This window comes from Micromonospora sp. NPDC005215 (assembly GCF_040607915.1).
Taxonomy (GTDB): Bacteria; Actinomycetota; Actinomycetes; order Mycobacteriales; family Micromonosporaceae; genus Micromonospora.
The window spans coordinates 1-15,662 of record NZ_JBEXHQ010000088.1 but is presented as its reverse complement, the minus strand read 5'-3'; the positions used below and the strand labels follow the sequence as shown (position 1 = coordinate 15,662).

At 70.6% G+C, this 15,662-nt stretch carries 9 protein-coding genes; 4 read left to right on the top strand and 5 right to left on the bottom strand.

Going from position 1 to position 15,662, the window contains the following annotated elements:
* Nucleotides 1-1,023: asparagine synthase (glutamine-hydrolyzing) (gene asnB / locus ABZU25_RS33845; protein ID WP_355033435.1), on the bottom strand; the 1,023-nt coding region annotated here is incomplete at its 3' end.
* A 132-nt stretch (nucleotides 1,024-1,155) separates the two neighbouring features.
* Here asnB and ABZU25_RS33840 point away from each other — a divergent pair.
* The 3 genes from ABZU25_RS33840 to ABZU25_RS33830 all read left to right on the top strand — a co-directional run bounded on the left by ABZU25_RS33840 (nucleotide 1,156) and on the right by ABZU25_RS33830 (nucleotide 7,072).
* Complete coding sequence (locus ABZU25_RS33840; RefSeq protein WP_355033434.1) at nucleotides 1,156-2,637, top strand: aminopeptidase P family protein; 1,482 nt, start codon at nucleotides 1,156-1,158, stop codon at nucleotides 2,635-2,637.
* Between the two features lie 515 nt (nucleotides 2,638-3,152).
* Nucleotides 3,153-5,108 carry a hypothetical protein gene (locus tag ABZU25_RS33835; protein ID WP_355033433.1) on the top strand — a complete coding sequence of 652 codons (1,956 nt, stop codon included), beginning with the start codon at nucleotides 3,153-3,155 and terminating at the stop codon, nucleotides 5,106-5,108.
* 293 nt (nucleotides 5,109-5,401) lie between these two features.
* Complete coding sequence (locus ABZU25_RS33830; protein ID WP_355033432.1) at nucleotides 5,402-7,072, top strand: hypothetical protein; 1,671 nt, start codon at nucleotides 5,402-5,404, stop codon at nucleotides 7,070-7,072.
* A 70-nt stretch (nucleotides 7,073-7,142) separates the two neighbouring features.
* On the opposite strand, the gene pulA is transcribed toward ABZU25_RS33830, so the two are convergent.
* From pulA to ABZU25_RS33810, 4 genes are all read right to left on the bottom strand, one after another.
* On the bottom strand, nucleotides 7,143-12,665 hold the full coding sequence (pulA, locus tag ABZU25_RS33825) for a pullulanase-type alpha-1,6-glucosidase (RefSeq protein ID WP_355033431.1): 5,523 nt from the start codon (nucleotides 12,663-12,665) through the stop codon (nucleotides 7,143-7,145).
* A 121-nt stretch (nucleotides 12,666-12,786) separates the two neighbouring features.
* A complete protein-coding gene (locus ABZU25_RS33820) occupies nucleotides 12,787-13,473 on the bottom strand; it encodes a cellulose binding domain-containing protein (protein WP_355033430.1) in 687 nt (228 codons plus the stop codon).
* A 99-nt stretch (nucleotides 13,474-13,572) separates the two neighbouring features.
* Nucleotides 13,573-14,196, bottom strand: a complete 624-nt coding sequence (locus ABZU25_RS33815) for a hypothetical protein (protein WP_355033429.1) — start codon at nucleotides 14,194-14,196, stop codon at nucleotides 13,573-13,575.
* Between the two features lie 193 nt (nucleotides 14,197-14,389).
* Nucleotides 14,390-15,115, bottom strand: a complete 726-nt coding sequence (locus ABZU25_RS33810) for a hypothetical protein (RefSeq protein WP_355033428.1) — start codon at nucleotides 15,113-15,115, stop codon at nucleotides 14,390-14,392.
* 19 nt (nucleotides 15,116-15,134) lie between these two features.
* Here ABZU25_RS33810 and ABZU25_RS33805 point away from each other — a divergent pair, with 19 nt between their 5' ends.
* Nucleotides 15,135-15,323 (top strand): hypothetical protein, encoded by a 189-nt coding sequence (locus ABZU25_RS33805; protein WP_355033436.1) that lies wholly within the window; start codon nucleotides 15,135-15,137, stop codon nucleotides 15,321-15,323.
* Nucleotides 15,324-15,662 lie beyond the last annotated feature (339 nt).

Genomic DNA, 15,662 nt, shown 5'->3' with positions numbered 1-15,662 from the left:
GATCGTCGGCAGCGCGTCGATCATGTCCTGCGGACCGATCTTGGTGGGGATGGTGGTGACGTCCAGGTGCCGCGCCGACTCCTGCGCGACGTCGATCTCCGAATAACCCGGGACGTCGTAGCCGACGGTGAAGGTGAGGATGTTCGGGTTGAACTCCCGGGCCAGCGCGACCACCGCTGTCGAGTCGATGCCGCTGGACAGGAACGAGCCGACCGGCACGTCGGAGCGCATGTGCATGCGCACGCTCTCCCGCAGCGTCTCCCGGATCTCGTGGTACAGCTTCTGCTCGTCGTCGACCGGCGCCGGCCGGAACACCGGCCGATACCACCGGCGTACGTCGATGCGCCCACCCGGGGTCCAGTTCAGGTACTCCCCCGAACCGATCCGGCTGATGCCCTTGTGCAGGGTGCCGGGCTCCGGGACGTACTGCAGCGTCAGGTAGTGGCTCAGGTTGGCCGTGTCGACACCCGCGTCACCCTGGTAGTTGCTGTGCGCGAACGGCAGCAGCGCCTTCTTCTCCGACGCCAGGTAGAGGCCGTCGGCGGTCTCCAGGTAGTGCATCGGCTTGATGCCGAAGTAGTCGCGGGCACCGAACGCGCGCCGCTCCTGCCGGTCCCAGATGACGAAGGCGAACATGCCCCGCAGCCGGGTGAGCACCTGCTCGCCCCAGAAGTGGTAGCCCGCCACGATCACCTCGCCGTCACCGGCGGTGGCGAACTGCGCGCCGAAGTTCCTGATCAACTCCTCGCGCAGCTCGATGTAGTTGTAGATCTCACCGTTGAAGGTGAGCAGGTAACGACCGTTCGCGTAGGGCAGCGGCTCGTGGCTCGACGCGACGTCGATGATGGCCAGCCGCTTGTGGGCGAACACGCCGTCCGCGTACCGGCCGGAAGCGTCGCCGACCACCTCGACCCCGGTCTCGTCGGGGCCGCGGTGGTGCAGGCATTCCAACGCTCCGGCGATGTGGTCGCGGTGCGCGGCGGCATTGCCGTTCGCGCTGAAGAAGGCCAGAAGTCCGCACATGGTGGTCATCTTTCCACGCGTGCTGTCGGCCCGTCGCAGCCGTCCGTCGATCCGGCCGACTCCCGGGGGCGTCAGCGCGAACCGGGCGCGCGGTACCGTCGGGATCAGCAACGAGGCGGAGGGAGCGGCGCAATGACCGAGGGACAAACCGACGGTACGCCGACGGACGGCACGGAATCGCACGATCCGGACTTCCCGGAGGCGTTCCTGTCCTTCATGCGGCAGGGCTGGCGCGACACCGCGCTCCCCGTGGCGCCCCGACCGGAGACGCCCAACTACGCCAAGCGACGGGCCGCGCTCTCCGCGGCCTTCCCCGGCGAGACACTCGTCATCCCCACCGGCACCGAGAAGGTCCGGGCCAACGACACCGACTACCCGTTCCGGCCGGGCAGTGACTTCGCCTACCTGACCGGCGACCACGACGCCGACAGCGTGCTGGTGCTGCGCCCCAACGGCTCGGGGCACGACGCGACGCTGTACATGCGGCCCCGCTCATCCCGCGAGACCGACGAGTTCTTCCGCAGCCGCAACGGCGAGCTGTGGGTGGGCCGCCGACACACGCTCAGCGAGAAGTCGACAGAGCTGGGCCTGCCCACCGCCGACCTGACCGGCCTGGAGGCGACACTCGCCGACCTGGCGCCGGGGCGTACCCGGGTGCTGCGCGGGTTCGACGCCCAGGTGGACGCGGCCGTCCGCGCCTACGACGGACCGCGCGCCGAGGGCCAACCGGCCCGCGACCGGGAGCTGGCCATCGCCATCTCGGAGCTGAAGCTGGTCAAGGACGAGTGGGAGATCAGCCAACTCCAGGACGCGATCGACGCCACCGTACGTGGCTTCGAGGACGTGGCCCGGATCCTGCCGGCCGACCGCGCCGTCTCCGAGCGGCTGCTGGAGGGTGTCTTCGCGCTGCGGGCCCGCCACGACGGCAACGACGTCGGCTACAGCTCGATCGTCGGCGCCGGCGAGCACGCCACGATCCTGCACTGGGTGCACAACCACGGCGCCACTCGGCCGGGTGACCTGCTGCTGATGGACATGGGCGTCGAGGGCCGCAACCTCTACACCGCCGACGTGACCCGGGTGCTGCCGGTCAACGGGCGGTTCACCGCCCTGCAACGCCAGGTCTACGACATCGTGTACGCCTCGCAGCAGGCCGGCATCGACGCCATCCGCCCCGGGGTCAAGTTCAAGGACGTCCACCTGACCTGCATGCGGGTGCTCGCCGAGGGCCTGTCCGAGCTGGGCCTGCTGCCGGTCAGCGTGGACGAGGCGATGGACGAGAAGTCGACCGTCTACCGGCGGTGGACCCTGCACGGTTTCGGCCACATGCTCGGCATCGACGTGCACGACTGCTCGAACGCCCGCAAGGAGACCTACCGCGACGGCGCGCTGGGCGAGGGCTACGTGCTCACGGTCGAGCCGGGTCTGTACTTCCAGCCGGAGGACGAGCTGGTCCCCGCCGAGCTGCGCGGCGTCGGCATCCGGATCGAGGACGACGTACTGGTCACCGCGACCGGCGCGGAGAACCTGTCGGCCGGGCTGCCGCGCACCTCCGACGAGGTGGAAACCTGGCTGGCCGAGCAGCGCGAGGCAGGCCCCCGCCTGCCCGGCTGACCGCCGCACCAGCCCCAACGCCGACCACCGCACCGGCGCCGCCGCCAGCCGACCTCCGGCCCGACGGCGCCGGTGCGCCGTTGTCGACAAGACCTCCGGCCCGACGGCGCCGGTGCGCCGACCAAGCCCCTCCCCGTGATCCACCCGGCTGCACGGAAATCGCGCTGTCCAGACCGGGCGGATACCGCCTTGTCCGTGAACCCGAGTGGATCACACCCTCGGCGCCTGAAACGCGGGCGGCACGCAGGCCGGATGGACGATGTCCGTTCCCGTGATGGCTGTGACATTCACCCGCCCGAGTCGACGTTTGTGCTGCTCACGCCCTTTCCACCGCCCCGGACCGCTTGCCCGGCCTCATCCGGCCTGCGCCGAATGTGGGGTTATCTCGGATACGTCCGCATCGCGAAGATGGTTCTCATACGGTGGGGATCAGAGGCTGCAACCCATTTGTAGCTGGTCGTGGCGCCTCGGGCGGTGCGATCCCGTCTGGTAGCAGGAAAGGGCGGAAGGCTCTGATGTCCAACGACGTAACGAGTACCGACGGCGGGGCCTCGACAGCTCCGCCGACACGACGACGGCGGGCGCTCTGGGTCGCCGGCGTCGCCGGGCTGACCGGCGTGGTGGGCCTGGCGGCCCTCGGCGGTGTGGCCGCCCGGGACGACAAGCCCAAATCCGATCGGGCGTCCGACGCGCAGCCGTCGACCAACCGGCAGACCGTCAGCGACGACGGCGGCGCGGACAAGGACGGCGCCAAGGAGGACGGCGGTCAGGACGACGAGTGGAGCGGCGGCGACTGGAGCGGCTTCGAGGACCAGTCCGGAAAGAACGGCAAGGACGACCAGTCCGGTAGGGACGGCAAGAACGACGAGAAGGACCGCACCAGGCAGGTCCCGTGCGACACCGACAAGCTGATCCAGGCGATCACGTTCGCCAACAACGACGACGGCGGTGTGCTGGAACTGGCCAAGGGCTGCACCTACACGCTGACCCGCAACCAGGACGGCAACGGCCTCCCGGTGATCACCGAGAACATCACCCTCAAGGGTGAGCACACCACCATCGGCCGTGAGGCTACCGCCGACTACTTCCGCATCCTCAACGTCGGCCCCGGCGGGCACCTCACCCTGAAGGGCCTGAGCATCAAGGGAGGCCAGACCCTTCAGGCATCGGTGACCGCCGACCCGGCGACGGTCTGGGCCCCCTACTCGGCCCTGGTCCGGTCCGTCGCGGCCGGCGCGGCACCCAAGCCGGCGGTCACGGCCGCACCCGCCGGCACGCCGGCCGTGGCAGCAGCCAAGCCCGCGGCGACAACGGCTGCGGCGACAACGGCTGCGGCGACAACGCCCGCGGCAACAACGGCAGCCAAGCCCACCGCGGCCAAGCCCACGACGGCAGCCAAGGCTTCCACGGCAGCAGCAAAGGCCGCAGCGGTCAAGGCCACGGCAGCCAAGGCCACAGCCGTCAAGGCCGCAGCAACCAAGGCCACGGCAGCCAAGGCCACGGCAGCCAAGGCCACAGCGGTCAACGCCACGGCAGCCAAGCCGGTGGCCGCGGTGGCGAAGCCGGCGCCGGTCGGGCCGGCGGTGGTGCCGCTGGTGGAGGAGCCGGGGTTCCCCGACGGCGCCGGTGTGTTGGTGCAGCCCGGTGGACAGGCGGAGATCCTGGACAGCGAACTGCTCTACAACCAGTCAGGTGGCAACGGCGGCGGGTTGGCCAACTTCGGCAGCACCAGGCTCAGTAAGTCGACGGTGGCGCACAACACCGCCTTCTTCTTCGGTGGCGGCATCTTCAATGCCGGCGTGCTCCAGGTCGACGAGTCGAAGGTCAAGGACAACACCGGGATCATCGGCGGTGGCGGCATCTCCAACGGGGCGGCCGCGATCTTCACCGACGACGTGGACGGTGGCTCGGTCTGGGTCTACAAGAGCGAGATCACCGACAACGAGACGCTCGGCTTCGGCGGCGGCGTCCTGGACGTCGAGGGCACGACGACCCTGCATGACACGACGGTCAGCGGCAACACCGCGGTTCTCGCCGGCGGTGGTGTGGCGGTTGCCGACAGCCAGCTCACGCTCAAGCACGCCACGGTGGTCAGGAACAGCACCGCCGGTGTGGGCGGCGGCGTGGCGGTTGCCTTCGACAGCACCGCGACGATCGAGGACACGGCCATCAAGGACAACACCGCCGGGTTCTTCGGCGCTGGCCTCTACAACGACGACAGTGTCACCACCCTGCGCGACAGCGAGGTGTCGGGCAACCGGGCCGTCGGTCCGGCCGGCAGCGGCGGCGGCATCTACAACACCGACGGCGGCGAGATCAGCCTGCGCCGGACGAAGGTGACGCACAACTTCGCCACCCTGCCGCCCGGCGGGATCTCCAACGGCCTCTTCAGCGTCGTGCGGCTGGACGACGAGTCCGTGGTCTCCGCCAACCGCCCCACCAACTGCCTGAACGTTCCCGGCTGCTTCTGACCGGAACGGATGGCTGATCCACATAGAGGGTGCGCCCCTCCGAGCCGGTCCCGGCGCGGAGGGGCGTACCCATTTCGGCAGCTCAGTGGCCCTCCGGGGGACGCGTGCCCCGCCGGGGTGTCCCAGCCCGTCCAGGCCCAACATGAACCGAATGTGGGCTTCTTTCGGATAAGCCCGCGAGGCGAGGAACCTTCTCATACGGTGGTTTTGGGAGCTACAACCGATTTGTAGCAGGGGACGCCCGTCTGACGGCGGCGACCCTGTCTGGTACGAGGAGAGGGCAGAGAGCTCCGATGTCCAACTACCTAACGAACAACGAAGCCTCCGGGCGGGCGACGGCCAAGCGCCGCCGCAAGCTCTGGCTCGCCAGCGGCGTGGCCGGTTTGACGGGCGTGATCAGTCTCGCGGCGGTGGGCGTCGCGGGCAGCGCCGGCGCGGTTGGCCTGAACTGGAACACCGCGCAGGTCAGCAAGGACGGCGACCAGCGGGGTGACGAGGCGCGCGACTGGGACAAGGACAAGGACAAGGACCGGGACAAGGACAAGGACAAGAACAACGACAAGAACAACGACAAGGACCGGGACAAGGACCACGAGCGCGGGAAGGAGGTGCCCTGCGACACCGACAAGCTGATCCAGGCGATCGTGTTCGCCAACAACAAGCACGGCGGTGTGCTGGAGCTGGCCAAGGGCTGCACCTACAACCTGACCCGCAACGACTACCAGGGCAACGGCCTCCCGGTGATCACCGAGAACATCACCCTCAAGGGTGAGCACACCACGATCTCCCGGGAAGCCACGGCGGACTACTTCCGCATCCTCAACGTCGGCCCCGGCGGTCACCTCACGATCAAGGGCCTGACCATCAAGGGTGGCCAGACCCTCGAACTGTTCGACGCCGTCGAGCCGGCGGCGGTCTGGGCGTCCTACTCGGACTCCGAGACGATCGCCGCGCAGGTGAAGGCCGGCACCCCGTTGGCCCAGGCGCTCAGCACCCGACAGGCCGACCCGAAGGCGGGTCTGAAGGCCGCGCCGAAGGTCACCCCGAAGGCCACGCCGGGTGTCGTCACGCCGCTCGTCGAGCAGCCTGACGACAACGACGGTGCCGGAATCCTGGTCCAGCCGGGCGGCAACGCCGAGATCCTGGAGTCCGAGGTCGTCCTCAACCAGTCCGGCGGCAACGGCGGCGGTGTGGCCAACTTCGGCACCACGAAGATCTGGCACAGCACCGTCACCCGCAACACGGCCTTCTTCTTCGGTGGTGGTGTCTTCAACGCCGGCCTGCTCAAGGTCGAGGAGTCGAAGATCACCGACAACACGGCCATCATCGGTGGTGGCGGTATCTCCAACGGTGCCGCGCCGATCTTCACCGACGATGTCGACGGCGGGACCGTCGAACTCAAGAAGGCCGAGATCACCGACAACGAGACGCTGGGCTTCGGCGGTGGCTACCTCGACATCGAGGGCAACACCACGGCGTACGAGACGAAGTTCGCCTCGAACACCGCGGTCCTCGCCGGTGGCGGCCTCGCGGCGGCGGACAGCCAGCTGAACCTGCACCACGTCACGATCGAGAAGAACAGCACCGCCGGTGTCGGTGGCGGTGTGGCCATCGCCTTCGACAGCGCTGTCACCTTCGAGCAGAGCAGCATCAAGGACAACACCGCCGGGTTCTTCGGCGGCGGGCTCTTCAACGCTGACAGCATCACCACGCTGCGCGACAGCGAGGTCGTCGGCAACCGGGCCATCGGCCCGATCGGGGTCGGCGGCGGCATCTTCAACATCTTCGGCGAGGTCAACCTGTCGAAGACGAAGGTCGCCCAGAACTTCTCCACCTTCGCGCCGGGCGGTGTCTTCAGCTTCTTCGGTGAGGTGAACGTGGACGACAAGTCCGCCATCACCGCCAACCGTCCGACGAACTGCCTGGCCATCCCGGGCGGCACCATCGAGAACTGCTTCGCCTGATCACCAACGGGTGACGCCAACACAACGGACCGGCCCCCTTCCGCGCGACGCGGAAGGGGGCCGGTTCGCGTCACTTCTGAACGAACACCGCCACGCTGCGCGCCGGGACGCCGAACGTGCCGGCCGCCCGGTCGAACGAGGCGGTACGCAGCACCGGATCGGCCGAGTCGACAAGCACCGGATGCACTGCCACGTCCGCACCGCGCAGCCCGGTCACCGTCTGCTTCGCCGCCTCCGGGGTGCCGTTGAAGACGACTGTCACCGACTTCCACGCCCCGCCCAGCCCTCGGGCGTCCAACGTCATGGTCAGCACGCCCGGCGTCTCCTGCTCTCCCGACAGCGGGAACGCCACCCGCCGTTGCACCTGCTCGGCGGTGGCCAACCCGAACACGGGCGACGACGCCCGGATGCGCAGCAGCTCGGCGTACCGGGCGTTCGTGGTGTTGATCGCCGCGCAGTCCGGCACCAGCGCCGGGTCCGCCAGCAGCGGCTTCGCGTACGGCCACTTGTCCTCGTTGTCCTGCGCGGGCGGCAGGCCGACGCCGAACCCGTTGCCCTGTGCGCACCCCCAGCGGATCTGGTTGAACCAGTCACCGGAGTCGTACGAGTTGCGGTCCAGCGACTTCGACCGCAGCCGCTCGGTGCCGGCGGTGACGAACCCGGTGCCCTGTCCCAGCACCACGGTGCCCAGTGCCAGCACCTGCATCCGGGAGCGGTCCGCCGCCGAGGTGGCCTGCGGCAGCTTGTACGCCAGCGCGTCGTACAGGATCTCGTTGTCGTGCGCGTCGACGTAGGTGACGGCCTCCCCCGGCGCGGCGGTGTAGCCGGCCGGGGAGCCGTTGTAGTCGACCTGCGCCCCGGTGACCTGCCGCCCGGTGGTGTCGGTGAATCGGTAGCCGCGCAGGTTGCCGGTCAGACCCACCTTGATCAGGTCGTGGGCGCGCAGCAGGCGGGCCTTCTGCTCGGCGGGTGACCCGTTGACGTCGTCGCCGTTCGGGTCGGTGTAGAGCCCGGACGCGAAGCCCTGCGCCCGCGGGTTGGTGTCGAACGGCCCACCGCCGCGCACCGCGTCCCGGAGCCGGTCGTTGAAGGTGCCGATGCCGGTGCCGGCCATGTTGGCCTGGGTGGCCTGGACGAACCGGGCGTCGTTGGCGACCTCGCCGAAGTTCCACCCCTCGCCGTAGAGCATGATCGCCTTGCCGTCGACGCCGTCGCGGGCGACGGTCAGCCGGTCCAGCGCGCCGCGTACGGCCAGGATGTTCGCCTTCGGGTGGTGACCCATCAGGTCGAACCGGAAACCGTCCACCTTGTACTGCCGCGCCCAGGTGACAAGCGAGTCGACGACCAGCTTGCCCATCATGGCGTGCTCCGGGGCGGTGTTGGCGCAGCAGGTGGAGTTGGCAGGAGTGCCGTCCTCCAGCAGCCGGTGGTAGTAGCCGGGCACCACCTGGTCGAGCACCGACGTCGCGTCGGTGCCGGCCGCCGACGTGTGGTTGTAGACCACGTCCATGACCACCCGCAGCCCGGCGTCGTTCACCCCGGCGACCATCCGCCGGAACTCGGTGGTCCGCGCCGCGCCGGCCGGGTCGACGGCGTAGCCGCCCTCCGGCACCGTGTAGTGCAACGGGTCGTACCCCCAGTTGTAGCCGTCGGTGGCGGCGACCGCCGCCACGCACTGCTGCTGCTCCGCGGAGTCCGGCGGGAGCGCGGCCAGGTCGCAGGCCGGTCGACGCTGGTCGGCCCGCCGCTCCGGGATCGTCGCGAAGTCGAACGCCGGCAGCAGGTGCAGGTGGGTGACACCGGCGTCGCCGAGGGCCTTCAGGTGGGTCATGCCGGCGGTTGCCGGGTCGGTGAAGGCGAGGAACGTCCCCCGCCGCTCGGCCGGCACTGTCTCGTCGGCGATGGAGAAGTCCCGCACCGACAGCTCGGTGACCTGCGCCCTCGCCGGGGGCACCGGAGCGGGTTTGCGCAGCGTCCGCCAGCCCGCCGGGGCCAGCGCCGGGTCGTTCAGGTCGGTCAGCTGGCTGTGGGTGGAGTCCGCCGCCAGGGCCACCGAGTACGGGTCGGTCACCGCCGCGGTGATCATCTTCTGCGCGGCGGGCTGCCACGCCTGCACCTCGTAGCGGTAGTACCTGCCGACCCAGGCGGCGGTGCCGCGCGCCGACCAGACGCCGGTGCGGTCGTCACGGTGCATCGGCACGATCCTGGGCGACGCGGTGGGCGAGTCGAACAACTGCAGCCGCACGCTCCGGGCGGTCGGCGCCCACAGCGCCACGCTGGGCGTCCGCCCGACGAACGTCGGCCCGAGCGTGGCGTCGGTGGCCCGGGAGTACACGTCGTCGAGCACCCCGGGGATCTGCACACCGGTCGCCGCGAGCAGGGCACCGGCGGCGTCGCGCTCGGTGACCAGGAGCTGCCCCCGCAGCGCCGCCGGGACCTTCGCGAGGTCGCGTCGATCAAGGGCGAAGCTACGGTACGACCACAGGTGCGGGAACGTCGTGCGCTGAGCCTCGGTGAGCCCGTTGCGCTGCGCCCGCAGCGGCAACGTGGTGTACGCCCCGGTCAGCTGCCCGTCGACCACGCTGACCCCGCCGGTGGGCGCGGCGATCAGCGCGTACGTCTTGCCGTCGGTCGGAGACGTCTGCCACGCCACTGTGGACCGGTCGATCCAGTGTGCCTTCTGCTTGCTGATGTCGGTGTCCCCGCTGGCGGTGGTCGCCGTCGTCGGCAGCAACCGGCCCGGCGTGGCGGCGAGCAGCCACACCTCCCGGCCCGCGCTGGCCAGGTCGAGGCGCTGATCGTCGGGCAGATCCTTGGTGTCGCCGTTGTGCATGATGTAGTTCAGCCCGGTCGCGCCGGCCGCCAGCGGCACCCGGAACACCGCCCCGAACGCGTCGACGGACGTCGGCCGCAACGGCGTCGACCACTCGGTCGGGTTGGCCGCGCCGTCCCACACGTGCAGGCCCCAGCCGTCGTAGGTGTTGTCGGCCCGCCGGTAGTGGATGACGGCGGTGCCCTCCTCGACCGGCGGGTCCGGCTCGCCGGTGGCCGCCTGCCGGCTCGGGTAGATCGCCGGGTCGCCCTGTTTCAGCCAGATCTCCCCGGTGGACGTGACGTCGATGCTGCGGTCCTGCGCCACGTCCTTGGTGCCGCTCCTGTCGACCACCACGAACCCGACGGACCGCGCGCCCGGCTTGAGTTTCACCCACGCGAACCGGCCGTACGCGTCCTCCCCGGCGAACGGCTGCCCCGTGGGCCACTCGGTGACGTACGCCGGGTCGATGTCACCCCAGGCGTACAGCCCCCAGTCGTCGTACCCACCCGCGGGGCGCTGGTAGTGCACCACCGCCCACTCCCGGGAACCGCCCTGCGGGGGCGTACCCACGGTGGCGGTGGACCGGGCGGTGGCGGTACGGCCCCGGCCGTCGCGAACCACCGCCTTGTACTCGATCCGGGTGCCGCCGGCCAGGCCGGTCAGGTCGTGCTGCACTGTGTACGGCGCGTGGTCGGCGCTGCCCAGCAACGTCCACCGCCCGCCCGCGATCCGGACGGCGACGGTGACGGTGGCGAGGGGGTCACCGGTCACCTGGGCGGTGACCGCGGCCCGGGTGGCGACCGGCGCGTCCGGGGCGGGGGCGGTGATGGTGATGCGCGGCGCGGCGGCCGGGCGGGCGACCGGGGTGCCGGCCCGGTGCACCACCGCCGACAGCGGCGGCACGGTCAGGGTCAGCCTGCCGTCGGCGCCGGCCTGCGCGGTCGGACGGGCCGGGGTCGCTCCGGCACAGCATGCGCCGTCGTAGATGCCGGTGAAGGTGGCGCCGGGCGACCAGGTGTCCACTGTGACGGTCTGCGCGGTGTCGGCGTTGTTCACCGCCACCACGTACTCGGTGCGGTCGGCGGGGGCGATCCGGGAGGCGGCGAACACCCCCGGCCCGTCGGCGGCGTACCGGGTGACCTGCACGCCGTCGCGCAGGGCCGGATGTGCCTGGCGCAGCCGGCCCAGCTCGGCGATGGTCCGGTACAACGGGTGGTCGGTGTCGAACTGGTCGCTGGCGTGGGTGCGGTCGGTGCCGAGCAGGTCGTCGTCGAGGTAGTCGGGCACCTTCGACGCGAACATGTCCTGCCGGGCGTCCTTGTCCCCGCCGGGCCCGGTGAAGCCCTGCTCGTCGCCGGAGTAGATCACCGGTTGGCCACGGGTCAGGAACATCAGCTGGTGCGCGAGCTGGTCGCGGCGCAGGTGGCTGGCCGGGTCGGTGCCACCGCCGGCGACGAACGAGCCGATCCGGCCCATGTCGTGGTTGCCGAGGAAGGTGGTCAGCCGACCGGCGTCGGTGTCCCGGGCGGCGTAGAGGTCGTCGTGGGCGTATACGTCGGCGAGCGCCTTCGCCGAGCCGGCGCCGGTGGTGTAACCGCGCGCGGCCTCCTGGAAGGCGAAGTCGAGGGTGGCCGGCAGCCCACCCTGACGGACGTAGCGGGAACTGATCTCCGGGTCGGCGCTGTACACCTCACCGAACATGAAGAAGTCCTTCTTGCCGGCCTTCTCGGCGGCCCGCTCGATGCCCTGGCTGAACTGCGGCCAGAACTCCATGTTGACGTGCTTCACGGTGTCCAACCGGAACCCGTCGACGCCGATCGCCCCGATCCAGTCCCCGTACGCCTTGGTCAGCCCCCGGACCACCTCGGGGCGCTCGGTCCACAGGTCGTCGAGGCCGAAGAAGTCGCCGTACTCGCTGTTCTCGCCCGCGAAGGTCGAGTCACCCCGGTTGTGGTACATGGTCGCGTCGTTCAGCCACGCCGGAACCTTGACGTTCGCGTCACCCGGCTCGGGAAAAACCGGGGTGTACGGCCCGGACGCCTGATTCACCCGCGGGAACGCGCGGCTGCCGTCGGCGTAGTTGCGGTCCTCGAACGCCCGCCCCTGCGCGTCGGTGTACGGCGAGGTCGCCTTGTCCACGTACGCGTAGGAGCCCTCGGCGTACTTGATGACGTCGGCGGTGTGGTTGACGATCACATCGAGGTAGATCTTGATGCCGCGCCGGTGGGCGAGCGTGACCAGCCGCTTCATCTCCTCGTTGGTGCCGAAGTGCGGGTCCACCTGGGTGAAGTCGGTGATCCAGTAGCCGTGGTAACCGGCCGAGATGTCGTTGCCGGCACCCTGCACCGGCCGGTTCTTGAAGACCGGGGCGAGCCAGATGGCCGTGGTGCCCATCCCCTGGATGTAGTCCAGCTTGTCGATGACACCCTTGAGGTCACCGCCGTGGTAGAAGCCCTTGTCGGTCGGGTCGAGCCCGGTCCGCAACCGGTCACCGGTCAGGCCGCCCCGGTCGTTGCGGGGGTCACCGTTGGCGAACCGGTCCGGCAGCACGAAGTAGAACTGCTCGGCCCGCGCCGCGTTGCCGCCCGCCTTCAGCAGCGCCTCGGCGGTGGGTTCGGCACGCCACTGCGCCGCGCCGCCCAATGCGAGCGGGGCACTGTCGGACGACCGGGGAGCGGCGGCGACCGGATGCGCGGCGACCGGATTGCCGACGAGGGTGAGGGTGAGCAGGGGGACGAGGGCCAGCAGGGCCGTGCGCGGTATCGGCGGGGGTTTCATCGACGCCTTCCTCTGGTCGCTGAATGGCCGCACGCTAACCCTTGCCGAAACATTCTGCAATGCCTTGCAAACACGGTCGTAACACAGCAGCATCCTTGCGGAAGGGCCGTGCTCGCCGAGGTCAGAACCCGCCGCAGCGCACCCCGTCGACAGTGCACACCCGTGGAGTGCTGGAGGTCCGCTCCAGGTGGAACCGCAACGACACCGAACCACCGGGCCGCACGTCCACCCCACTGACATACGTGAAACCGTCGCCAGACTGACGAAGCGTCCCCTGTGGCACGCCCTCCACCCAGGCGGTCACCAACCGCCCACCGGAGAACTCCAACCTGACCGTCCAACCACGACTCTCAGCAGACCGGTTGACCATCGACACCTCGCCGATGAAACCCCCGTCGAAGCTCTGCACCACCCGGTACCGCCCACTCATCGCCGGCTGCCCCTGCGGAGCCCGACTCGGCGACCGCGTCACCACCGGCCCACCCCCCGACGCGCCGACCGACGGTGACCGCGACCCGGCCGTGGCGCTCGGCGGCAACCCGCTCGCCCGCCCGGACAACCCCGGACGTACCGGCGGAGGCGACGACGCCGGGCCGGGAACGCTCGGCGCACCCACCCCCGTGGGCAGCGTCAACACCGGCGGCACCGGAGCGCCGTCCGGCGCAGGACTACGCCCCCGGTACGCGCCCAGGGCCATGACGAGCAGCACCACCATCACGAGGACACCAGCGCCCACCACGATCCAGGGCGACGACACGATCGCAGCCGGACCGTGCGACAGTCGCGGGGCACGACGCATTCCGGACATGTACCTCCCTCAGCGCACCGTCCGGGCAGCCTAGCGATCGACGGCCGGAGCCGGAAGCGCCGACGACACGCCCCCGCCGCGCCACCGGACCGACCCGGCTCAGCCGAGCCGGCAGTCGACCCCGTTGATCGTGCACCGGAGCGGCCGCTGTGCCGACTCACCCCAGCCGACGCGCAGCCGCAGCGTCCGAGAGTCACCCGCCTCCAGGGAACGCGTGCCGCGCAACACGAACTCGCCGTCCCCCCGACCCCGCACCGAGACGCCCGAGTCGTCACTGAGCCGTAGAGCCCACACGTCGTCGTCGAACGCCAACTCCACCGACCAGTCCACCGACCGACTCGACTCGTTCGCGATCGACAGCACCGCGGCGTCACCGTCCCAGCCGTTCGCGCCGACCTGGTACCGGGCACCCACCGTGCCGTCCGCCGGCACGACCGGCACCGCCGGAGCGCTCGTCCGCGCCGGAGTCGGCGAACTGGTCACTGTCGCCCGCGGCGACGGCGCCCGACTACTGCGCGACGGCCGCGGCGACACCGAGCGCCGCTCCACCCCCGCCGGAGTCGGCCCACCGGTGGCCGACGCGGCAGCCGGCACCGTCGGCAGGAACACCGAAGGCGCAGCCTGCGGCGTAGCGTCCCGCTCCCTGGTTCGGAACGACAGCAGCGCGATCACCAGGAGCACCACCAGCGCACACACACCGAGCAGCACCACAACCCACGGCATCGATGCCAACACCCGCGCCGCTCGCGACCCTGCCGCACCGTCCGGCCGCACCGCCATCAGGTCTCCCCTCGTCCCCACCGACGCGACAGCGTAGCCAGCACCGCGCCCACCGGAAACCCGGCGGGTACGGATCGGGCCAACCGGCCGGCAGGCGGCTCCACCCAGCCGACGATCCCACTCGGTCAGGCACACCTCAGCGCGGCGGCACCCGCACCTCGATCTCGGCACCCAGTCGGGCATCCGCGGCCAGCCCCAGGTCGTCCCCGCTCCAGAACCGCCCCGGGTCGTACCAGTTCGGACGCCGACCCGCCGGCAGCAACCCCATCGCCTCGTAGGTCACCGCCACCACCTCGGCGCAGTACGCCGTCTCCAGCGCCCGGTCCCGCTCCGCTGGGGAGGTGGCTGGGCTGGCCGCGTTGGCTGGGTTGGCCAGGGCTGATCGACGCGCGGGCCGGCCGGGGCGCGGCAGCGCCGGCAGCCGACCGGGTCGCGGCAGGGCCGGCACCCGACCACGCACCCACCGCCACGCCAGCTGCGCCGTCGACGGAAACGGCGTGCCGTCCAACCGCGCGATCGTCCGCAGCACCGCCCGCTCCATCTCCCCGTCGGCCGGCGGGTCGAGCTGCCGCAGCCAGGCCCGTTGGCCGTACCGGTTGGCCCAGACGCAGACCGCGTCCCGCAGGTCATGCAGTTGGACGCCGCGCTGGTGGCTGCCCGACCACAGATCCGGCAACGACCTGCCCAGCTCCGCGTGCCACATCAACGGTGGCATGTCGTCCAGCACCACCGCCATCCCGACGTGGTTGACCGGGCTGTTGGTGGTGAACTGGATCGCCCGGTCCGGCACGCTGCGCCCCCGGAACACCCACACGTCGCCAGTGCGGGTCAGCTCGACGGCCTCATCCAGGCTGATGCTCATGAGGGACTAGCCTAGGCCGATGCGGCAAGGATTGCGGTGGTGGAAGGTCCTCGGGCTGGCCGGCCTCGCTGGCGTGGCGGCCTCCGGCGTGGTCATCGCGCGCGCCGAACGGCGTCGGCGCGCGTACACCCCGGACGAGATCCGGCAGCGGCTGCTGGAGCGGCACGCCCAGGCCGGCGACGCCGCGAAGCCCCGCGACCCCGCCTGACCCCGACCCTCCCCGGTGGACGTTCGCCGCGCGAGGCGCAATCGGGGCGCGGTCAGTCGCGGCGCGCACGATCGTGCTCGGGTCCTGGTTGTGGTGGTCTCGTCCGTACGGTGAGGGGCCCGTTTCCTGGATCGAGCGCGATCCTGAGGGTTGTGTCATCCGGGGCGGGCCGCCAGCGGCGTCCGGTATCGCCGCTCGGGTCCCAGTCCACGCAACATCAGGGATAGTGCTGCCTCGCGGCGGGCTGAGGCAGCACTATCCCTGATGTTGCTCAGATCTTGGATTGGGTGTGGATGGGGTTGCCGGGCGTGGTGTCGAGTTCACGCCTGCGGGTGTGGG

Excerpts from the sequence above, each read along its gene's own strand:
- ABZU25_RS33810 (WP_355033428.1), bottom strand. The coding sequence starts at position 15,115 with ATGAGCATCAGCCTGGATGAGGCCGTCGAGCTGACCCGCACTGGCGAC.
- ABZU25_RS33835 (WP_355033433.1), top strand. The coding sequence starts at position 3,153 with ATGTCCAACGACGTAACGAGTACCGACGGCGGGGCCTCGACAGCTCCG.
- ABZU25_RS33840 (WP_355033434.1), top strand. The coding sequence starts at position 1,156 with ATGACCGAGGGACAAACCGACGGTACGCCGACGGACGGCACGGAATCG.
- ABZU25_RS33820 (WP_355033430.1), bottom strand. The coding sequence starts at position 13,473 with ATGTCCGGAATGCGTCGTGCCCCGCGACTGTCGCACGGTCCGGCTGCG.
- pulA (WP_355033431.1), bottom strand. The coding sequence starts at position 12,665 with ATGAAACCCCCGCCGATACCGCGCACGGCCCTGCTGGCCCTCGTCCCC.
- ABZU25_RS33815 (WP_355033429.1), bottom strand. The coding sequence starts at position 14,196 with ATGCCGTGGGTTGTGGTGCTGCTCGGTGTGTGTGCGCTGGTGGTGCTC.
- ABZU25_RS33805 (WP_355033436.1), top strand. The coding sequence starts at position 15,135 with ATGCGGCAAGGATTGCGGTGGTGGAAGGTCCTCGGGCTGGCCGGCCTC.
- ABZU25_RS33830 (WP_355033432.1), top strand. The coding sequence starts at position 5,402 with ATGTCCAACTACCTAACGAACAACGAAGCCTCCGGGCGGGCGACGGCC.